This is a genomic window from Acidithrix sp. C25 (assembly GCF_904848545.2).
Genome location: NZ_CAJHCI020000008.1, coordinates 158,954 through 178,377, shown reverse-complemented (window position 1 = coordinate 178,377; position 19,424 = coordinate 158,954). Strand labels below are relative to the sequence as shown.

Here is a 19,424-nt window from a genome sequence, read left to right as displayed (position 1 = left end):
CGTGGATCGATCTGTTTTCAAATGCAATCCACGTCTAAGTTGCTATCCCAGGAGATTGATAAGTGCATTTCTAGCGTTGGCGTTGCTTGCTGCGAGAGCTGTAAGTTCACTAGCTAAAGCGAGCAACCAGTCGTCTAACTCCACACTTCTTCTTGAAATTACTACTCCTTTTACACTCTGGGATATCTGCGGGTTTATGTGGCCCGGTTTGTCCTGATTTAGCTCCAGAACTTGATTGTTGGTACGAATCGTTAGAGCAATTACCTTGCCTTCTCGTTTGGAAAAACGGTTTGACAGCGATTTTTCCCTTCGAACTTCGACCATTCCTGCAGGAAGAAGAGTTTCGAGCTTGGAAGAGAGGGCTTGTCCCAGAAGATTAAGATCCGAGGTGTCGGCACGAAGTGCCGCAGCGACCATATCTACCGAAGAGATTGGTTCTAGTTCATCGGTCACCTTAGTCTCCAAGTGGCAATACGAGCTGTGGTTTGGCTATGACGTGGTTTTCGCGAAGTGGACGAACGGCAGTTCCGATTGCAAAGAACTCCGTGGTGTGGCCGCCCCACCGATGTGGAAGTGACAAGAGCTGGACTCCAACGATACCTTCGGCATGGAGGGTTTCGGCTTCGGCTTGCATGCGACTCATGGCGAGTTCGCGAGCGTCATATAGCGCTTCAGTGAATTGAGGAATTTCGACGTTCTGGCCAAAGTTCGACATGGATTGGAACATCCTTTGATGGGCAATATGGTAGACACAGGTGCCCATCACCATTCCGAGGGGTGCATATCCTGCTTGAACTAGAGTCCAGAAGTCTTGTCCTGAAAGGTCAGATGTGAACGGCTTTCCTTGCGAACGCCAGTGCATCTCCTTGTCATCGGCGACTACCGCAGTTCCAACAGCTATGAATTCTGCTATATCTGAGCCGAATTCCTTGAATTCAACCTCCAGTCGTACCCCGACGATACCATCGGCACCAAGTATGTCGGCTTCCGCTTCCATCCTTGTCATCGCCAGCTCGCGGGCATGGTACATCGCTTCGGTGAGCTTGGTCAACTCTTGATTGGCGCTCCACTTTCCGACTTGGAGTCCTACGTGGTAGATGCTGGAGCCAAAGACTAGACCAAGGGGTCGAAATCCTGCTTCACGCACCAATAGGAACTCGTTGACTGAAAGGTCAGATGTGAATAAAGAGGTGGCTTTTCCCGGTTTCATCTCAGAAAGCCGGCGAATAGCGTCCTCGGGTACTCCGATTGACCTTGGGTCTATTGCTTGGTTGTCATTAGTCAATTTTTTCGCGCTCCCTACTTCGTTTGCTTTTTTCGCGGTTGTTAATCTTTGGCCGTCAAGGCGCTGGCTAATTGAGATTTACCGCTTGTCTTTTAGTGAGATAAACGTCATCGGTCGATCTGGCTTTGTTTTGGTGTCGAATCTCACCAATGAGGTACCGACGACTCTTACCTCAGCTACATGATCTCTGTGGTTTTCGTATGGTTCGGTTTCAAATATTCGAAGTGACATTTCCTCTATTATGGCGCCTTCGGCGCCTTTTCGAGCTACGTCATTTCTCAAGGCCCGACGGGCAGATTCCCGTGCTTGTTTGACTAGGACCGTGTAGGTGTCGATCTCGACGTTGGGTGCGAAGACCGAGTTTTGCCGTTGAGTGCGATAGTCGTCGTGTGTGACCTCGACACTAACTTCAACTGAAATGGCAACAGGAATATATCCGCTGTGGACGAGTTTGGCAAAGTCGGCTCCATTTAGATGGGTGCTAAAGGGGGATTTTAAATGTAATTTCCCTTTAGACGAGATCGCAGTGCCCATAGCAATAAATTCCGACGATCCCTCGCCGAGAGAATTTTGCATTAGTCGAACTCCAACGACCCCGTCAGCGCCAATCTCGGTGGCTTCGAGAATCATCCTTTCTATGGCTTTTCTCCAACCTGAATTGATGATATCGAAATAGTTGCCGTAGGTCGAATTGAAGCCCGTGTTGAACATCGCCCCCATTCCAGCGTTTTGAAAGTTTCCTCCACCGAACGGTCCACCGCCATAGTAGTTACCTACAAACCCACAACTTGGCATCCTTGCGCCGGTGGTGTTGAGCACAATCGCCCCCATTACCTCGCTAGCAAATGTAAAGCCGGCTGACTCTACACCTGTTGCTCCGTTGACGCTCAGAAGCGAGGATCGAAGATGAGTTGTGCGTATATTGTCAATTCGCCGCTGGGCTGCAGGTGGCAATCCTTTGGCATTCCAATCTGTCATGTGAGACTCCTTGAATCATAGATTAGCCTTTAGTTGGATTTGTGTCCACACTATCGGGCTTGATTAGGCCAATTGTTTCAACTCCTTATGCAAGTGGGAAGTTATTGATAGAGGCGAATCCCTTTGAGCCTCGAGCTATTTAACTATCTTTTGAATGCAATAAGAGGGGCTATTACTCGATTGACCTAAATATTGTGGAAATACCCCTGGATCAAGTGGGTTAGTTGGCATTGATATTGCTCGTTCGGTAATCCAAAGGTCGTAGTTATTTCCTATGGCGATGGTTTTTAAAAGTTGTTAGGTTTTTGGGAGCGAATCGAGGATAAATTCTCACTCTTGTACAATTCGGATTTGAGATCCGATCCTAGTTTGTTCCATTTGGATTACCTTTGGCCTTGGCCTTGGCCTTGGGCTTGGGCTTGGCCTTGGCCTTGGCCTTGGCCTTGGCCTTGGCCTTGGCCTTGGCCTTGGCCTTGGGCTTGGGCTTGGGCTTGGGCTTGGGCTTGGGCTTGGGCTAATCAAGGGATCTCAATCTCTGTATTGAGAGACACCGTAGCTGCTGGATCCAATCTGGCTAGGAGAGTTTTTAGGACGCTTGTTTTGCAACAATATAAAGTGCCAAGCTCTTGGGATGTGCTGGCTTGTGCGAGCGATGTAGATCGAGGTCAGTATTTATGAAGATCGCGTTTAGAGATAATCTGTTGAAACTTGATTTCTTCCGCACGCTTTTGCGGCGTATAATGCTTTGTCAGCTCTTGAAATCAGAGTAGTAGTTTGCTCTTCAATTAGGTGATGAGAGCGAGTATTACCTGGTCTGATCGATGATGCTCCAATTGAGATCGTCGCTTTAATCGAGACCAAAGCATCTATTTTTGTTGTATTGTTTTCAATTTGTTGGCGAATTTTTTCGGCAATTTGAACTGCTTCTTCGATCTTGGTCTGTGGCAGCAGTACTGTAAATTCTTCCCCTCCGTAACGCGAGATGAAGTCTGTCTTTCGGATTTGGCTTCTTATGAGAGATGCGACATTTCTGAGGACTCTATCACCTCCAAGATGGCCAAAGGAGTCGTTGATTGCCTTGAAATGGTCCAAATCCATAAACAGCAAAGATAATTCTTCTCCCGCCTGGGATGCCTTTATAATTTCGTCGTTTAATGCAATAGTGAAAGTAGCGCGATTCGGAAGGCCGGTCAGTGAATCGATCTCGGCACGCCGCTCAAGTGACTTGTATTTTTGTACTTGCGAGACCGCTATTGCACATTGATCGGCAAAGAACTCCAGTGCCTCAAGGTGTGATGGTTCAGGAAAGAGGCCAGATAGAGGTTCGTCGGCGGAGATTATGCCAATGAGTCGGCCGCTTTCGTCTTGCATAGGTATGCTCAAAGAATCTAGAGGATGCCAATGTCCAGCCTCTACCTCCTGGGTGTGCAGAGGGACGCTTAGTCTGTCCATTAGCTCTTTGGGCACGTTGAATCGGGTGTGATCAAAAACGTAAGATTTGCTTTGGAGCATAGCTGGTTGCATAAGTTTCGAAAAGAGAGAGATGTCAATATTTGTGGCGGATAGTTGCGCTTTCTCCGAGGCCGCAAATCCCCAACCGGCTTGAAAACGCAAGGTCTTTTTGTCTTCCTCGATTAGTAAGATGCCTATTCTTTGGAAGTCGCCAACTTGCGACATCGACCTTGCAAAGTCTTCCAGCATCTCATCGAGCTGAGCTTCACGGCGAATTGCGTTACTTGCTTCAAATAGCCGGACGATCTGTGACCTTTGCGCCTCGAGTATTAATATTTTTGCAGCTGCATTCGTTCTGGCACGAATTAACTCGAGAGCGATCGAGCAGAAGTTTGCATAGGTCTCTAAGATCAGCGTGCTTTCGAGCGATGGAAGATGGCCGTCGATTGGGTCGTCAGGGTTGACCAATCCGACTACTTTCCCGCTGGGATCCCTCAGTGGTGCGATTAGTAGTGATTTTTCATGCCATTCACCGATGTCGGGGTTGGTTGTTTTAGTTGCTACAACGTGTGGGAAGATAATAGGATGACGAATGAGATCGGAACGTCCATCCACCCAAAATAGGTTTCCAATTCTGCTTGCGTGCTCCTCGATCTTCTTAAACGCCTCCATCGGAAGAACGTAGTTAGATGGAGGAGGTGTGAAGTCGTCATCGTATCCTTTGATAACCTTGGGTACAAAAGACGTGGTTCCTTCGAGAACAAAGATTACGCACATGGAAAAGCCAAGATCCCGACAGACATTTGTCGCTATGGTTTCAAAGAGTTCATGTTCGTCGACCATCTGAGTTAAATGCTGGGACGCATCTATGACCGATCGAAGTTTGGCATAGGTCGTAGGTAGGATATCACTCATTATGGACAGACCTCAGCGTTGTTAATCTTTGGCCCTGTCACTTGTTCATAAATCATCTGTTGCAATAGTTTCTTGTCGGACGAAAACTCTGTATGCTTTATCATTCAATTTCCATAGTTGATGTTTTAGAACACGTACTATTACGAATTTTGTCTAGTGGAACCCTAGCGGCGACTTTATGATTATTTAATCAATCGACTCTATTATATAGATCAAAGCTTTTTTGGCCGATTTATATTTGTCTTGAGATTTGAATTCGATATTTTTTGAACCGCCAACATGGCATATCTATTTTTCAGGTCTGAAAGATTTGGATAGTAGCTTTCGAATTTTTTATCAAAGCGTGATGACCCAACTTGCTTAGGCGAAAGTGCAATTGGTGAATTGATGGGAGACGCCCGAGGGAATGTTTTATCTATAGAGCATGTTTGAAACTGAAAGGTTAAAGAAATTAATTTTGTGCAAAGCCTTTGGTCTACTTCTTTCAAGAAACCAAAGCGTTGTACGACTTTCACTGGAAGGTGGCATTTTGGAAAAACTAGGTGGCAGATTCAATATAGGTGGCTCGCTCGAGGTCAATCGACTTGGCTTTGGGGCTATGAGAATAACCGGACCTGGAATTTGGGGAGAACCTATCGACCGTCCCGGAGCGATTTTGGTTCTTCGCAAAGCGATAGACGTTGGGATCGACTTTATAGATACAGCAGATAGTTATGGTCCTTACGTAAGTGAAGAGCTTATTCGAGAGGCACTTTATCCATATGCCTCTGGTGTAAAGATTGCTACCAAGGCAGGTCTCGTCCGCACCGGGCCAAACCAGTGGCATCCAGTTGGACGGCCTGAATATTTGCGTCAGGAGCTCGAAATGAGCCTGAGGCGTTTGGGCGTGGATAGGATCGATCTCTTTCAACTTCATCGGATAGATCCAAAGGTTGATCTTGCGGATCAGATTGGTCTTTTGAGCGATCTCCAGAAGGAGGGTAAGGTGAATAGAATCGGTCTCTCAGAGGTGAGCGTAAGCGATATCACAGAAGCATCCAAGTACGCAAAGATAGACACAGTTCAGAATCTGTATAATCTAACGAATCGCTCATCAGAAGCAGTCCTGGAGTATTGTGGAGCAAATGGGATCGGTTTTATACCTTGGTTTCCGATTCAGATGGGGTCTTTAGCCGGAGGTTCTGGTGTTGTAGGCGAAGTCGCAAAAGAGCTGGATGCCACTCCGGCTCAGGTCTCGTTGGCGTGGTTGCTACATAGATCTAAAGTGGTTCTGCCGATTCCAGGAACTTCTTCGGTGGACCATCTGGTAGAAAATTCCAACGCCGACAAGGTGAAACTCTCTGATGATCAGTTTAAGAGACTTTTTGAGATTGGAAATAAATAGTCGCGATTTTTTTCGGCGCTTTAGATCGTTATATTTGATCTAAAAGTCGATAAGATTCCTTTATTTTAAATAGATCGATAGCGGAGTGCCCAATTCTAACAGGGTGCTCCGCTCTTTATTAAACTTAGGTTTTAATACTTATTGATGGACTATGTGAGGATGAAGTGATCTTGAGGATTGATTTGAACAGCATTAGGCGACCCCTTCCACTAAGACGATCGCTAATTTTGGGTTAATTTCAGATTTCGAGGCAGGCAAGAGGGTTTTATTGGACTCTACAAGGTGGGCAACATCCAGTTTGGAATTGCCTTAGACGATCTATTTAGATGCGTTTTATTGATATGACAGTTCGGATCGAATTTGCTTAGGTGCAGCCAGAATTCTTTAGAATGGTTCATGTGCGTGATATGTGCTAGTTCGTGATAGATGACCGAACGCACTAGAGTCGGATCCACGAAGAGCAGCCTTGCGTTTAAGGTGATTGTCCCTGAACTTGAGCAGCTTCCCCAGCGAGTCTTTTGGATACGAGTGGCCACCTTTTTTGGAGATACACCCATCTCCGAGGCGAGCTTAGTCACTAGTGGGGTGAACTCCACTTTGGCCCTATGTTTCGTCCAGTCGCGTAATAGATGAATCGCTTGCAGGGAGGTCTTATTGGTTCCGCCGGTGAATTCCAAGATGTTTGGGTGTTTTTCTTCGAGGTAGATATGAGCTGGATCTCCAGATATCTTTTTAATCGTCCAAAGTTCATTGGTTGCGGCCAAATAGAAGGTTTCGGGGAGCTCATGTTTTTGTGGCAGTCCAGAAATGTCAGCGCGCTTTGCAAGTCGGTTTTGAGCTTGGCTGATCCAGTCACCCTGTTCGTGGACGAAGCGCTCTATCTTGGACCTGTCAAATCCCAAAGGGACCACTACCTCTACGCTTTGGTCAGCCTTGACCTTGATGCGCGCATATTTTAACCTGTGGTTGACTGTGATTGAATAATCCTGCAATTACGTGTCCCTAAAGTGCCGATTTCCATAGAGCTATCGTAATACAACAGCTCGATCTTTCTACTTCAGTATCTGTCTTTTACGCTTGGGTAGCTGAAATTTTTCTTGGTAGGGTTGAATCTTTGAGCAAATGGTTAGATTTCTAAGGTGAGTATTGATCCACGGGACCAAAAGGGAACTGGTTCTATGTGGCTATTTGACCTTGAGCCTCTAGCTTTGCCAAAAATAAGTGAAGGTCTGGAGCGTCCCTAGTGGTGTCAAGACTTATGTCGAGAATTTGGTAGATTTAAGCATCGATGGCCGAGGTCTTCAGGGCGGGTATCTTGAATCCGCTTAACATTATCGTTAGTGACTTATCGAAGGTGCTCCTAATCAGGTCATCGCGCTCTCGCGCGCTTATCGCAGTGTCATTAGATATGTTTAGCGCCGTTCGAGCCGCTCCGAATACAGCCCTAGCGAGCACCAGCGACCAGATCTTGAGATCGAGTGAGTTTCCTTCTGGTTCGAGGTAACGAGCACGCCCTTCCATCTCTTGAGCCAACGATGACTCCCAGTTGAAGATGATCCCCAATAGTTCTTTGTGGACGTCGACGATGGTCGAACTCCCTATGAATTTTCGGATCTGGCTTAGATTGGGCGGCGAATCCTCCAAGGTTTCGTTTAACGCGAATTTGATAGCGACTATGGGGTCGCTTGACATGGGGATTACCTTTAAATTTTGAATGAATTTGGCGAGCACCTCCTTGAGATTTGAAAATAACAGCTCCTCTTTGCTCTCGAAATACCTGTAAAAGGTGCGTTCTGAGACGTTCGCTGACTCGGCAATTTCTCGAATCGTGGTATCAAAGAAGCCTTTTTCTTGGAATAATCGTCCAGCCTCTTTCATGATGGCAACCCGTGTTTGCAGCTTCTTTTTTCTCTTAGACCAAGTTCGTTCAAGAATCTTCCTCCGTTGGACTGGATTACCCCTTTAATTATAGACGCTTATGACAAATGGCAGAAGTGCCATAAATTTGAATTATATTTTAAATGGCAGTTATGACAATATTTACTTTTGGAGGAACAGGTGGATGAACTCCTAGATGGGTCGTTTCGAGATTCTTTAGCATCGGAGGGCAATTCAAATAGAGGGCCCTCCTCGACGGGGATTTTATACCGCCTAGGTGCATGGAATGCGCGACACTTCAAGACCTCGATTTTGGTTTGGTTATTGGTAGTTGTATTTCTAGTGGTGCTCATGGGAAAGATTGGCGGAACTTATTCCAACAACTACTCACTTCCTAACACCCAGGCTTCAACTGGTCTTTCTATTTTGCAAGCAAACAATAAAGCTGTAACTGGATATTCGAGTCAGATCGTTCTCGTTGACCCAAATAAGCCATTGAGTAACTTTTCCGCGCAAATATCTCAAGCTTTGACCAGCTTGTCCAAATTGCCCAATGTCGTCTCCGTTTCGAATCCCCTAACCGCCACCGGCGCTGTCTCTGTCTCTGGTGAGACGGCTTACATATCTGTTGCCTTCAATCAGAATCCTTCCTTGTTCTCGCCTAGTTACATCTCCTCGGTTGAAACTGCGATGAAGTCGGTAACAAATGCGAAGGTGAATGTCTACTACAATGACCCTCTTGGCCTTTTGGCGAATCCCAAGGCAAGTGATATTAGGTCCGAGTTGATTGGGCTTGTGCTTGCATTGTTGATCATCGCCTTTGCCTTCAGGTCGCTATATGCCGCTGGATTACCACTCGTCTCTGCCTTGATTAGCGTCTTGGGGTCGCTGGGGATAATGGCCTTGCTCGCCAAAGTTACCACCTTCTCAACCACTTCACCTACCCTTACGACGATGTTGGGTTTGGGGGTCGGAATTGACTATTGTCTGTTTCTGACTACCCGGCATCGCCAGAAGCTGATGGATGGTTTATCACCAGCGGAGGCGGCTGGAGTAACGGTTTCTACCTCTGGTGGATCCGTAATTGTTGCTGCGGCCACGGTTTCGGTTGCACTTTTGGGACTATACGTCTCGGGGCTAACTTTTATAGGTAAGCTCGGCTTGGCGGCGATGGTGGGTGTGGTTACATCTGCCATTGGCGCAATTACCCTAGTCCCTGGCTTATTCGGACTTTTGGGAACCCGTATGGATCGGATCCACTTTGGGAAAGCTGTTGCAGAGACGGGCGAGGGTGAAGATTTCTGGCATCGATTTTCGCGCTCTGTTCAAAAGAGACCATGGACCTTTTTGGTCTTAGGTTCGATTATTGCCGGTGTTTTAGTGATCCCACTCTTTTCAATGCAGCTTGGTCGTCTAGATGCAGGCTCCAATCCAACCACATATTCAGACCGGCAAGCCTACGGCGCCGTTGCCTCGGCCTTTGGTCAAGGGGCAAATGGTCCATTTGTGATAGTTGTAACGCTTCCCCCAAGCGTTGCAAACTCCTCTAGTGCGCTTGGAACTCTCGAACAAAATTTAAATACTTCGATCTCTTCTCTTTCTAACGTTGCTCACATTACGGTGCCTAACCTCTCTCCAAATAAAGCCATCTTGTATTTCAATGTTGTTCCGACTTATGGACCACAAGCCTCTCAGACAAAGGCGCTCTTTGATAATTTGGTAAATGTTACCCTTCCCAAGGTCTTGAATGGTGGAGAAAAGGGATATGTTACCGGAAATACCGCTTCGGGAATCCAATTCCTAGAGTTGGTAGTTTCAAAATTGCCAATCATCATTTTGTTCGTTATCCTTGCAGCGTTTATCATCTTGATGGCCACCTTCAGAAGCATATTGATTCCAATCAAGGCAGCCCTGTTGAATCTGTTTTCGATAGGAGCGGCTTATGGAGTTGTTGTTGCTGTCTTCCAGTGGGGCTGGGGGTCGTCGTTGGTTGGAATGAACCAGAAGGTTCCGATCGAGTCCTACGTCCCGATGATTATGTTTGCGATTACCTTCGGACTGTCGATGGACTATGAAGTCTTTTTGATCTCAAGGGTAAAAGAAGAATTTCTGCGTACTAAGGATTCGTCGTTAGCCGTTGCATCAGGCCTTTCGCAAACGGCACGAGTGATCAGTTCTGGCGCGAGCATCATGGCGGCAGTCTTTTTCGCCTTCGTTGCTTCTACCAATATTGTCATCAAGATGTTGGGAGTGGGTTTGGGCGTGAGTGTCATTATTGATGCGACCATCATTCGCCTCTGTCTCGTCCCATCAGTTATGGAACTTTTCGGCGATGCCGCATGGTGGTTTCCAAAGTGGTTGGATAAAGTTGTGCCAAGAATTGATGTCGACTGAGGTTGGTCTAAGAATTCAGAAATAGCTCTCATGGCTAGCTGCTAATCAAGTTTGTTGGGTTCCGGAACCGAGCACTTATCAGAGATGCTTGCGAGAGTCACTTTGTTTGGCCTTCAATGGATAATCCGGTCGCACTGATTCTTGGAAAATCTCTGACCTAGAGTCGATGATCTTTCGGAGATCAGTTTCGGTACGACTTCTTTTTATCTCCTTGGGCAGCTTGAATTCCATTTGGCTTTCCCTCGTCGATAGTCGGTTACTTCCGATATGGATAGGGGAAAGTTTGTTTTAACGGCCTTTTGGTTGGTCTGTGTTGATTAGATTGTTGCTCCGATGCGACCTGCCAAACAAGGGTAAAAGGCGCTGGGTAAAACTCTGAATAACAGGTTTTTAGCGATTCGTCCTTGGCCGGAGACCTCTGATGGTGTGGAACCTTTCATAGATCGGTGATAGGCAGGTGAGAGGTCGCCTGATCAGTGGTAGTCGGCGACTCCGTGTTCCCCAAAGTCGTATCTTTTCAGACTTATCAAGTTTCGTAAGCAAGAGCCATTTTGGAGTCAGATTCGCGGAGTAGCGGATGGGGAGACGCAAACACACATGTATTGAGAAGTCGCTCTACCAATGACATTTCAAAGTGCCTTGGGTTGAATCGGTATGCGAATTCCTCGAGACATAAGTTGCTTATGTTCCTCATCTCCGTGGTATGTTCCGTCGATAAATTTCTTGCAGTTCCCAATTTAGGATCTTGAGCCATTTGAATGTTACATGTGCTTGTTCGTCTTTGGATAGAGTGAACCCGTGCGCTAGTCCAAGGTCTTTCAGCACATACCCCGTAACTTGGGTTACCATCACTTATCAGCTTGGTATTAGAATCTCAACGTCTCACAAAAACATCTTTGGGTGATTTAGCAGTGGTATCTTTGATTACTTCCATGAAGCAATGAGTAGGAGCACCATTGCTAATCGATATTCAAATTAGGAGATTGGTTTGGGTCGTTGCTTTTCCTCTTTAGTCTTCACCATGGCTCTCACCACCTAAAAAGAACTCATCTACTCAGGCGTTTTCTCCAAGTTTGTATAAACCATTTCGGTCAGCCATTGCGCTCAGCCATTGCCTTAGGTAGCTTATTTAGCATCAACCAGCCAGTCGAATAAGAAACTTGAACGAATTTAGCAAGGGCTCTGATGGCTAGGGGGTAGTAGCTGAAAGACCACGCCTGTCGTTGGACAATAGATAGATAGCGGAGAACCACTTGGATAAAGAGATATGGCTTCGATGAAAGATAGTCCCGGAGGTAACGCTAGTTTGGCGGTGACAAGATTTACATTGAAAAAGTGGAGCTCGAGATGCTGCATTTCTTGAAATGATTTGGCCTTACTAAAGTAAATTGATCGAAGTTACACTTTGGACATCTAAACCCCTCATAGCATAAGCAATTTGATCAAATGATCTTCACATGCTTCTTGCGACGCGGAAGCGTACCATAAAGCCTGAGATATCTACCTAGACAGCTTTATTGAGCATCTGTTCTACTATGGATTAGCTCCAATCTGGTCTCGGTGGAGGCGAAACTTACGAAAGTTGATAAGTAGGTTGGTAATTGCTAGGAGGTGTGGCTCGTTAAGATGCCAATTCATTACCTTGGAACTTGCATCGCCTGGTTTGTCGATGAAAGTTCCAAGGTAATGACTACGAGTGGAGGTGATGCGAGGACTTTACAACCCCGTTCACCCTGCTCAATCTTTGATTATGAGCTGGAAGCCTTCAGATAACAAGAGAAAAAACAAAAAACAACCTGTCAATCTGAATAATTGTGACTATGGCTCTCAAATCAAGGAGTTCATACCAAAACAAGTCCAACATCGACTGGATCCTGATGAGGTTATCGAATTGATAGAGACCTATCAAGCTGGAATCTTAGTGAAAGAGTTGGCAAAATGTTACCAGATTGATCGCCGAACGGTATCAGCGATATTGAAGCGACAGGGAGTGAATAAGCGCTTTCGGCAGACACAATCTATCTAAAAATTGTCGGCAAATTTAAAATCAGCCCTCAAGTTCATGGGTTTTGATCGCGAGGAACTTCGGTGCCAAAGTCAACCTTATGCATACTTTTGTCTATGAAAAGGCTTGCCATAAATTGATTCTTCCAATATTTTCCACTTTGTCTGAATCAAACTGCCCGTGGCGGCGTACCCTAAGCGTTCACCGCGCTTGGATAGACCCGCGTAGCTCAATGTGGTACCAGTCTCTCGCTTCAGGTCGATAATAGCTCGTTGTACTGTTTCCAAACCCACGGGCTGGTGAAGGCTGACGCCACGCTGGTGGAGTTCTTCAATGAAGATGGCTTCAGGTAGGAGCAATTCCGCTGCAAAAACTTCTGCGGCGATTTCACGTACATCTGAGCTGTTATCTACAGTGCTACAAGCACCGTTATCGATCAGATGATGCTTTAGCTCGTGTGCAAGCGTAAATAATTTCGGGTCATCTGGCAGTTTTTTGTAAACCATTACCGTCGGACCATCTTCGTCACAGATGTATGCCCCTCGCAAAACACGAAGTTTGAACGGCCAATAAATAAGATCGATTCCCTGATGCTTATAGATCTTTCGCATTTGCTGAAGTTTGAGGGATGGGCCATCAATCCCATATGTTTCTCGAACTTGGAGAGCCTCGGCTTTGGCATGAGCATAAGTTTGGCTTCGGCTCATTGCTCAGCCTTTGTTTTTTTCGATTGCTTTGTGTATATATTTTGCGCGTCTGAACTCAGCGAAACGGACTAGTTCCTCAACATCGTCAACCGGTAAAGCCTCTGCTGCTCGTAGTAAAGCTTCTGTCTCTTTCTTGACGGGATCAGTATCTTGCGGAAAGAAAGTAAGTATGGACTGGTGGAAGAAGCGAGCTAGCTTATCCAAGTCAGCCAGATCGGGCTTGTATGCTCCAGTCTCCCACCTCGACACTGTATTAGCGGCTATACCTAACTCTTTTGCTAGTGCTTCCTGTGAGAGGCCTGTCTCTCCGTAGGTGGTACGTAGCTGCCGTATTCTGCCTGCCACATATTTCAAAACATCTGTCATTAAATATATCCTCCTGTTTTAGTAAGTAAATATCCTATAACTGTTGACATATTCTATTGACCTGCCATATACTAAAAGAGTATCATAACTCAACACGAAAAGGAAGTGTCAAAATGGTCCAAATCACTGCGATTCATATGGTCGGGACAGAACATCACAAACATATTGCTGAAATGAAGTGGGTCAATTCTGGCACTGGCGCCACAGGCGCAAGCACTCGCGAAGCTATGGTCACTTTCGTTCGCAGTAATCCCAACCAAGCCTACGTTCAAGGGCCAACGATGAGAGCGTTTTTGCAAGTACGTGAGGCAACCCCACCTTACGTCCAAACCTATGCCGATAGCACATGGACGGATAACTTACTGAGCTTACCAAGGTATTAGGAGATGAACTGATGGCCACGACAATCACCGCATCATTCGCTAAACTGCGACAGAACTTGGAGATCACGGATCTTCAGGCTTCAACTGTCTCGACGAGACAAACGAACGTAAGAAAAGCCGTTGAAAAGGACTTCACGGTACTGAGATCGTTCCTGACGGGCTCATACAAGCGATCAACAATGATCGCACCTCTGCGTCAAGCTGACGTTGACATCTTTGTAGTACTGGATCCCAGCTACTTCAAGAGCGACGGGCACGCATCTTTGCTCGACAAAGTACGGGCTACTCTATTGAAGACATATCCCGACACTCCCAGAATCAGCCGCAATGGACATGCCGTAACGATCTCATTTACCGATTTCAAAGTTGACGTGGTCCCAGCCTTTAACCGCAACGGTGGTGGCTTTTTGATACCAGACTCGAGTAACAAACGGTGGATATCGACAGATCCAACTATTCATGAGACCTACATGAGTAAGTCGAACGCGGACCATGGTGGGACAGTGGTTCCAGTTGCCAAGATGATTAAGGCCTGGAATCGGGAAATTTCAGGAAGTTTCGTTCCGTTCTACCTGGAGCTAGTCGCTGTAGAGATCTTCTCTGGCGTAACACTCAGCTCTGATTCGAGCGCAGTTCGTTACTTTTTTGATAAGGGGCGTGAACGGATCAAGACGAAAGTCAAGGACCCTGCTGGACTTGGAGAGCAGATTGATCCGCTCTTGGCGACCAAGACTGTCTCTGACGCAGTCAACCGCTTTCAGGTCGCTTACGACAGAGCGATCAAGGCTGAGCAGTTTGCTAAGAACGGCAATACTTCCGCTGCGATAGTTGAATGGAGAAAGGTGTTCGGGGATTACTTTCCGGCATACGGTTAATTCTATGGCACAATTTTCCCCTTCGACTCCATCTATGCATGACATTGGTGTTGCGCAAGACAGCAATCGCAATCTTCGCAGGCAAGAAGCCAAAGATCGCTTCTATAAAATAGGAAACCGTTGGCACTTTTGGGGAGCTTCAACAGCCATTATCTTGGCTCTGGCATCGCCACTTGTGCTCGTGTATGAACCAGACTGGGGTCCGTTGCTCGGAGCAATCGCTGGAGTATGGATCTTCATGTCCCGCCTCCTTTTCGAACCTCTCAAGCAGGGCTGCCAGGTAAAAGGGGCCTCTGCCCAAGAAATGTTCGATTGCGATGTCCTTGGCCTTACTTGGAATGATGCACTGATTCGTCAGCCTTCGGAGGAAGAGATCCGATCGGCAAGTAAAAGATTCAAAGATCCGAAGTCAACAAAGAAGCATTGTGGCTGGTATCCCACCGACATTGATATTGCCTGGCCAAGAAGTGTCATCACTTGTCAACGATCGAATACCGTCTGGGCCAGACGTCAACATCATGCCTATGGATGTTTTCTCTTGGTCTCGGCATTCGTATGGGCAATCTTCGGTGTGATTATTGCACTTGTACAACAAGCAACGCTCGCCGGGTACCTGACTACAGTTGCCCTCCCGTCGCTCCCAGCTGTCCTTGATGCTGTTGATCTGTCGAAGAAGCACTTCCTGGCCTCATCCCGCCGCCAACATCTTGAAGACGAGACGAATGCAATGTTCGACAAGAACGATTCCTCGCATGAGGCGCTGCGGGAGATTCAAGATCAGATATTCGATTTGCGACGGGATGCTCCGCCAGTTGCCGGGTGGTTCTACTGGATTCTGTCCAAGACCTACGAAGAAGACATGCGTTATGCTGCCAAGGAAAGAGCGGGTCGCGACTGATGGCCAGGACTGTTAACGAAGGATTCGAAGAGTTTCTAAAGCGCCTGACGCCGACGCAAGCAGAGCGTGATGCGGGTTCAAGCCATAGAGCGTCTATCAAAGCCGCGCTTGAAGCAAAACTCACGATCATGGCGTACTTCGAGACCGGTTCATTTTCACATGGCACCGGACTTCGAGGATTTAGTGACATCGACGTGCTTGTAAGTATTGGTAATAGTCGTCCAGAGACCTCGTATACGGCTATTGCCTGGGTGAAGGAAGCTATGGAAAAGCGATTTCCGTTGACTACTGTGCAGATACGTAGACCAGCAGTAGTTATTAAATTTGCAGGCGGTTATGAAACATGGGAAGTGATTCCAGGTTTTCTCACCAACCGAGGAGTCAATCAACTAGTTTACGATATTCCCGGCGCAAGTGATAACCCGAGCTGGATTGATTCGGCTCCGAACGAACACTTGTCCTATGTAAACGACTGCAATCTCAAACCACATAAGGGTGATGCGAAAGCGTTATCACGCCTTATCAAGGCTTGGAAGTACTACTGCGATGTTCCAGTTTCTTCGTTTTACTTGGAGATGAGATGTGCACAACACGTGGCCACGCAAGCAACTTACATACACGTGTGGGACGTTTGCCAGGTGCTCGAAAAGCTGGACTCGACGCAGCTGGCGGCTATGAATGACCCCAAGGGAGCGACGGGGTGGATCTATGCCTGCTCGAGCACGGCCAAAGCAACAGACGCGCTCTCCAAAGTCCATACGGCTGCGGTCAGAGCTCGAAAAGCTCTTAACGCGTGCAACAACAGTGATCCTGTGACAGCGTTCACTTATCTAGATCTGCTCTTTGGTGGTCAATTTCCCTCACGCTGATCTATTGTCTCTGCACGTAGTCACGGTAGCTCGCGAGCTCATGTTCTTGGATGTTAACCGTAGGCAGAAAGTATCGATGCAGTTCAAGTTGAGCGTCGGTGCATGATCTCATATGAACCTTCCCATCGTATACAAATGAGTAAGTTGTCACCCTCCCGCTAAAATGAACACATTGTCTTGCTAACAGGCGGTACAATATATGTAACATTTTAGAAGGGAGTTTTTTATGCCAGTTGGTTTACATACTGACCCGGCCATTAAAGCCGAGATAGTGAAAAAAATACGTGATGAGGGTATGCGGGTAACCGATGCCGCTAGTACGTATGGTGTCCATTACAAAACCATTTATGGTTGGCTTAAGGACGGCGTTGTTAACGGCAACTCCAGCCTGGTCCTGCAGGTGAACCGCCTTAAGAAAGAGAACGAACAACTCTACAACTTACTGGGGCGGGCTACAGCCGAACTAAAACGCCCAAAAGGCTAAGCCTACTGGATGAGGTCGATCCAGGATGGCGCAGACACTTTGCCACTGTCCTGGAGATATCCATAACCAGCTACTACTGCCGGCCAACTAAACGGGCTCAGGCTGATCAACTGGCTGTGAGTCAGCTATTAGCCGTCCACGAAGAGCATGCTTACGATGGTGTTGGACGTTTGAGCATGCGTTTACACTGGAGTAAAAAGAAAACCAGACGGATACGTAATCTAGCCGGCATGGTCATACCCAGAGCCACTAAAAAACATCGCTATCGCAAGGGTAAAGCAGAGATAATGGCTCCAGCTAATGCCCTAAAGCCTTATGCCGTGTTTAAGGACGAGGCCCGGCCACAGGATGGCCAGGATTACTCTGGCATGGTTAACGCTGGGGCTTGGGTACAAGACTTTACTCACTTGTGGTTTGAGCGAAGCTGGTACTACCTGGCCATAGTAATGTATCTAAAAACCAGGCAAGTAGTTGGTTGGCGGTTAGGTGCCAACCATAGTAGCGAGTTAACCTATGTCTCCTTACTTGACGCTCTATCTAAACATGAGCCACCAGCTATCTTGCATAGTGACCAAGGCAGTGAATATTTGAGTCACAAACATGAACTGCTGTGTGAAAAGATGGAGATAACTTTGTCAGCTAGTGACAAAGGCTCGCCTTGGCAAAACGGTTTCATGGAACGCTGGTTCGGTAACTTCAAACTAGAGCTTGGCCCACTAAACAGGTTCAAGGATATAGCTGAATTACACGAAGCCGTTGCTTTGCAGATCCACTACTACAATACAAAAAGAATCCACACAGCTTTAAAAACCACGCCAGTAGCTTACGCTGCAGGGCTACAAAAAAGTCCAGACAAGGTGTTCATTAAAAGTAGAGGTTGACAAGTAGATTCTGGGATACCAATCGTTCACCAGGGGTAGCGAGCTTGCATCCTGAACGGTGCCCGTAATAGGTGAGCGACTCACCTGCATGGGACAGTAGGCCTCACTATCGCATTTCGATTGCAATATGTTAGTAATCTTCTATCGCAAAGAGCTGAATCTCCTCACTGCTTATTACAGGATCCATCGTTCTTAGGATCTTCGTATCGATTAACTCCGCGTTCACAATTATATCTCTTATCGATTGGTCAGCGATCCAGCCACATTGATACAGCGCGACCTCGTTATCTGTAACTTTTCTGCAAATATCTTCTTTAAAGTCATGATCAGACGAATTCGAAAGCATGACACGCTGTAGCCATATCTCCACGAGCCCAGAATTAGGGAGCAAACTAAGCTTTCGCCAGATTCGTTCCATAGCGGTCTTCTTCGCTTCTATATTCAAGGTACCAACAATGCTACTTATGAATGCAGCTACCATTGGAAAGCAATCAGGACTATCAAAAGCGATGTTAACTAAAATACTCAATAATTCGTATTTCTGGTTTTTGTAATGTCGTTCCTTTGCAATCCCATATAGTTTTGTAAGCCTAGTTTTTATTGTTCCGGCGTTCGGATAGGATCTTCCAAGTTCGTAAATTTGGAGTAGCTCTACCTTCATTGCAGCTTGCGACAACTTTGAAGGTATTTTTTTATCAAGCATGACGATCTTTGCGGGCTTAATCGAACTCAGTATGACGTCATCACTTCGTTTCGTTTTTGAAGTATTCAAGCGTAAACCTAAATCGATCATGACTTCACTTAATGCTTTCATAATCAAATCACCGTGGCTGGGTTCACGAACGAAGATCCTATAGTCGTCCCGATAACGAAGAATAAGATAAGCATCATCCGGAACCTTGCTATTGATCTTCTGATATAGTTCGCGGTCGGCATACGCAAGAAGCATTTCGGCAATGAAATTCATCAGAAGACTTCCCTGAGGTATTCCATTGGTTTGCCCGTTAGACATTGCCTGCAAGTGATGATCAATTAAATTGCCTAATAAGGCGTCATAACGGCGATTAGCCTTGGCTGTTATTTTGTCGTGTAGCGCCCAAGATATCGAATGTGTATAGATTGACCCGTAGCAATCGGTAATGTCAGTCTGGTAGATGTGCTCGAAATCGAGAGCATATCGAAGTGATGCCTTTTCGATTGTTTCAAGCCATTCGCTAACTTGCGTGGCTTTTTGTGAAGCGCCGCGGTCCGGCAGTACCGGGATGCTCATACACTGGATCGATCGAGTTACGCGTAGTTCGTCGAAGCGGGAGGTGATTGTGCACCAGTTGCTCTCTTCAGTAACCGCGTTGACGAGAGAGACGTAGAGTAGGGGATTTATCAATTCATACTTCCGCCAGTCGTACTTACCGTCCTTATTTCCATATAAGACGTGGTTAACGGTATCCAGTCGTTTGGCTGCGCTGATAGCCGTGATTCCTAGAAAGGTGCCGTTTAGTACGACAGAAAGCTGCGATAACATTGTCTGAAATGTAAAATATTTAGGCAAGTCGAGTGTAGTGTATGCTTTATCTTCTAAAAAGAAACGTCTTACACGTGTGTGGTCAGTATCTAGGATTGTTGGGCGCATAGCTACCGCAGAAGTGAAGTTACTGATGATCTAGCCCTCA

Annotated in this window: 19 protein-coding genes and 1 pseudogene; 10 read left to right on the top strand and 10 right to left on the bottom strand. The window is 46.6% G+C overall.

From position 1 onward, the window contains the following. Positions 1-42: 42 nt before the first annotated feature. The 3 genes from ACIDITHRIX25_RS86090 to ACIDITHRIX25_RS86080 form a co-directional block, all read right to left on the bottom strand. The gene (locus ACIDITHRIX25_RS86090) at positions 43-453 is read right to left on the bottom strand and encodes a hypothetical protein (RefSeq protein WP_201733708.1); all 411 of its coding nucleotides are present in this window, start codon (positions 451-453) and stop codon (positions 43-45) included. Position 454: 1 nt separating this feature from the next. Beyond that, complete coding sequence (locus ACIDITHRIX25_RS86085; RefSeq protein ID WP_349632179.1) at positions 455-1,210, bottom strand: heavy metal-binding domain-containing protein; 756 nt, start codon at positions 1,208-1,210, stop codon at positions 455-457. A 153-nt stretch (positions 1,211-1,363) separates the two neighbouring features. Continuing rightward, positions 1,364-2,263: a heavy metal-binding domain-containing protein gene (locus tag ACIDITHRIX25_RS86080; protein ID WP_201733707.1), complete on the bottom strand. Its 900-nt coding sequence runs from the start codon at positions 2,261-2,263 to the stop codon at positions 1,364-1,366. Positions 2,264-2,652: 389 nt separating this feature from the next. On the opposite strand from ACIDITHRIX25_RS86080, the gene ACIDITHRIX25_RS86075 reads away from it, so the two are divergent. Next, positions 2,653-2,781 carry a hypothetical protein gene (locus ACIDITHRIX25_RS86075; protein WP_283770457.1) on the top strand — a complete coding sequence of 43 codons (129 nt, stop codon included), beginning with the start codon at positions 2,653-2,655 and terminating at the stop codon, positions 2,779-2,781. A gap of 169 nt (positions 2,782-2,950) precedes the next feature. On the opposite strand, the gene ACIDITHRIX25_RS86070 is transcribed toward ACIDITHRIX25_RS86075, so the two are convergent. Then, a complete protein-coding gene (locus tag ACIDITHRIX25_RS86070) occupies positions 2,951-4,630 on the bottom strand; it encodes a sensor domain-containing diguanylate cyclase (protein ID WP_052605270.1) in 1,680 nt (559 codons plus the stop codon). A 529-nt stretch (positions 4,631-5,159) separates the two neighbouring features. On the opposite strand from ACIDITHRIX25_RS86070, the gene ACIDITHRIX25_RS86065 reads away from it, so the two are divergent. Further along, positions 5,160-6,014: an aldo/keto reductase gene (locus ACIDITHRIX25_RS86065; protein WP_235347889.1), complete on the top strand. Its 855-nt coding sequence runs from the start codon at positions 5,160-5,162 to the stop codon at positions 6,012-6,014. Positions 6,015-6,289: 275 nt separating this feature from the next. Here ACIDITHRIX25_RS86065 and ACIDITHRIX25_RS86060 read toward each other — a convergent pair whose 3' ends face one another. Further along, positions 6,290-7,006 carry a M48 family metallopeptidase gene (locus ACIDITHRIX25_RS86060; protein WP_201733705.1) on the bottom strand — a complete coding sequence of 239 codons (717 nt, stop codon included), beginning with the start codon at positions 7,004-7,006 and terminating at the stop codon, positions 6,290-6,292. Between the two features lie 286 nt (positions 7,007-7,292). After that, complete coding sequence (locus ACIDITHRIX25_RS86055; RefSeq protein ID WP_152626168.1) at positions 7,293-7,892, bottom strand: TetR/AcrR family transcriptional regulator; 600 nt, start codon at positions 7,890-7,892, stop codon at positions 7,293-7,295. Between the two features lie 180 nt (positions 7,893-8,072). On the opposite strand from ACIDITHRIX25_RS86055, the gene ACIDITHRIX25_RS86050 reads away from it, so the two are divergent. Then, positions 8,073-10,286: an MMPL family transporter gene (locus ACIDITHRIX25_RS86050; RefSeq protein ID WP_201733704.1), complete on the top strand. Its 2,214-nt coding sequence runs from the start codon at positions 8,073-8,075 to the stop codon at positions 10,284-10,286. Between the two features lie 526 nt (positions 10,287-10,812). On the opposite strand, the pseudogene ACIDITHRIX25_RS86045 reads toward ACIDITHRIX25_RS86050, so the two are convergent. Further along, positions 10,813-11,772 (bottom strand): annotated as a pseudogene (locus ACIDITHRIX25_RS86045) (IS1595 family transposase). 210 nt (positions 11,773-11,982) lie between these two features. Here ACIDITHRIX25_RS86045 and ACIDITHRIX25_RS86040 point away from each other — a divergent pair. Further along, positions 11,983-12,312 (top strand): hypothetical protein, encoded by a 330-nt coding sequence (locus ACIDITHRIX25_RS86040; protein WP_201733703.1) that lies wholly within the window; start codon positions 11,983-11,985, stop codon positions 12,310-12,312. A 77-nt stretch (positions 12,313-12,389) separates the two neighbouring features. On the opposite strand, the gene ACIDITHRIX25_RS86035 is transcribed toward ACIDITHRIX25_RS86040, so the two are convergent. Continuing rightward, the gene (locus ACIDITHRIX25_RS86035; RefSeq protein ID WP_201733702.1) at positions 12,390-12,998 is read right to left on the bottom strand and encodes an ImmA/IrrE family metallo-endopeptidase; all 609 of its coding nucleotides are present in this window, start codon (positions 12,996-12,998) and stop codon (positions 12,390-12,392) included. Between the two features lie 3 nt (positions 12,999-13,001). Further along, positions 13,002-13,364 (bottom strand): helix-turn-helix domain-containing protein, encoded by a 363-nt coding sequence (locus ACIDITHRIX25_RS86030; protein WP_201733701.1) that lies wholly within the window; start codon positions 13,362-13,364, stop codon positions 13,002-13,004. Positions 13,365-13,477: 113 nt separating this feature from the next. Here ACIDITHRIX25_RS86030 and ACIDITHRIX25_RS000000104365 point away from each other — a divergent pair, with 113 nt between their 5' ends. The 6 genes from ACIDITHRIX25_RS000000104365 to ACIDITHRIX25_RS86005 all read left to right on the top strand — a co-directional run bounded on the left by ACIDITHRIX25_RS000000104365 (position 13,478) and on the right by ACIDITHRIX25_RS86005 (position 17,754). Further along, positions 13,478-13,747 (top strand): DUF3892 domain-containing protein, encoded by a 270-nt coding sequence (locus tag ACIDITHRIX25_RS000000104365; protein WP_201733700.1) that lies wholly within the window; start codon positions 13,478-13,480, stop codon positions 13,745-13,747. An 11-nt stretch (positions 13,748-13,758) separates the two neighbouring features. After that, positions 13,759-14,622 carry a CBASS oligonucleotide cyclase gene (locus ACIDITHRIX25_RS86025; RefSeq protein WP_201733699.1) on the top strand — a complete coding sequence of 288 codons (864 nt, stop codon included), beginning with the start codon at positions 13,759-13,761 and terminating at the stop codon, positions 14,620-14,622. A 4-nt stretch (positions 14,623-14,626) separates the two neighbouring features. After that, positions 14,627-15,520 (top strand): S-4TM family putative pore-forming effector, encoded by an 894-nt coding sequence (locus ACIDITHRIX25_RS86020; protein ID WP_201733698.1) that lies wholly within the window; start codon positions 14,627-14,629, stop codon positions 15,518-15,520. Continuing rightward, on the top strand, positions 15,520-16,389 hold the full coding sequence (locus ACIDITHRIX25_RS86015; protein ID WP_201733697.1) for an SMODS domain-containing nucleotidyltransferase: 870 nt from the start codon (positions 15,520-15,522) through the stop codon (positions 16,387-16,389). Before ACIDITHRIX25_RS86020 ends, ACIDITHRIX25_RS86015 begins: the two co-directional genes overlap by 1 nt. Positions 16,390-16,615: 226 nt before the next feature. After that, positions 16,616-16,873 carry a transposase gene (locus ACIDITHRIX25_RS86010; protein WP_201733696.1) on the top strand — a complete coding sequence of 86 codons (258 nt, stop codon included), beginning with the start codon at positions 16,616-16,618 and terminating at the stop codon, positions 16,871-16,873. 5 nt (positions 16,874-16,878) lie between these two features. After that, positions 16,879-17,754 carry an IS3 family transposase gene (locus ACIDITHRIX25_RS86005; RefSeq protein WP_201733755.1) on the top strand — a complete coding sequence of 292 codons (876 nt, stop codon included), beginning with the start codon at positions 16,879-16,881 and terminating at the stop codon, positions 17,752-17,754. Positions 17,755-17,884: 130 nt separating this feature from the next. Here ACIDITHRIX25_RS86005 and ACIDITHRIX25_RS86000 read toward each other — a convergent pair whose 3' ends face one another. After that, entirely contained in the window at positions 17,885-19,384 is a 1,500-nt protein-coding gene (locus ACIDITHRIX25_RS86000; protein ID WP_213333503.1) for an RNA-directed DNA polymerase, read from the bottom strand. Between the last annotated feature and the right edge of the window lie 40 nt (positions 19,385-19,424).

Bases quoted from the DNA above. Each gene is read 5' to 3' on its own strand.
- ACIDITHRIX25_RS000000104365 (WP_201733700.1), top strand. From the start codon at position 13,478: ATGGTCCAAATCACTGCGATTCATATGGTCGGGACAGAACATCACAAA.
- ACIDITHRIX25_RS86020 (WP_201733698.1), top strand. From the start codon at position 14,627: ATGGCACAATTTTCCCCTTCGACTCCATCTATGCATGACATTGGTGTT.
- ACIDITHRIX25_RS86080 (WP_201733707.1), bottom strand. From the start codon at position 2,263: ATGACAGATTGGAATGCCAAAGGATTGCCACCTGCAGCCCAGCGGCGA.
- ACIDITHRIX25_RS86010 (WP_201733696.1), top strand. From the start codon at position 16,616: ATGCCAGTTGGTTTACATACTGACCCGGCCATTAAAGCCGAGATAGTG.
- ACIDITHRIX25_RS86015 (WP_201733697.1), top strand. From the start codon at position 15,520: ATGGCCAGGACTGTTAACGAAGGATTCGAAGAGTTTCTAAAGCGCCTG.
- ACIDITHRIX25_RS86035 (WP_201733702.1), bottom strand. From the start codon at position 12,998: ATGAGCCGAAGCCAAACTTATGCTCATGCCAAAGCCGAGGCTCTCCAA.
- ACIDITHRIX25_RS86025 (WP_201733699.1), top strand. From the start codon at position 13,759: ATGGCCACGACAATCACCGCATCATTCGCTAAACTGCGACAGAACTTG.
- ACIDITHRIX25_RS86070 (WP_052605270.1), bottom strand. From the start codon at position 4,630: ATGAGTGATATCCTACCTACGACCTATGCCAAACTTCGATCGGTCATA.
- ACIDITHRIX25_RS86085 (WP_349632179.1), bottom strand. From the start codon at position 1,210: ATGAAACCGGGAAAAGCCACCTCTTTATTCACATCTGACCTTTCAGTC.
- ACIDITHRIX25_RS86000 (WP_213333503.1), bottom strand. From the start codon at position 19,384: ATGCGCCCAACAATCCTAGATACTGACCACACACGTGTAAGACGTTTC.
- ACIDITHRIX25_RS86055 (WP_152626168.1), bottom strand. From the start codon at position 7,892: ATGAAAGAGGCTGGACGATTATTCCAAGAAAAAGGCTTCTTTGATACC.
- ACIDITHRIX25_RS86030 (WP_201733701.1), bottom strand. From the start codon at position 13,364: ATGACAGATGTTTTGAAATATGTGGCAGGCAGAATACGGCAGCTACGT.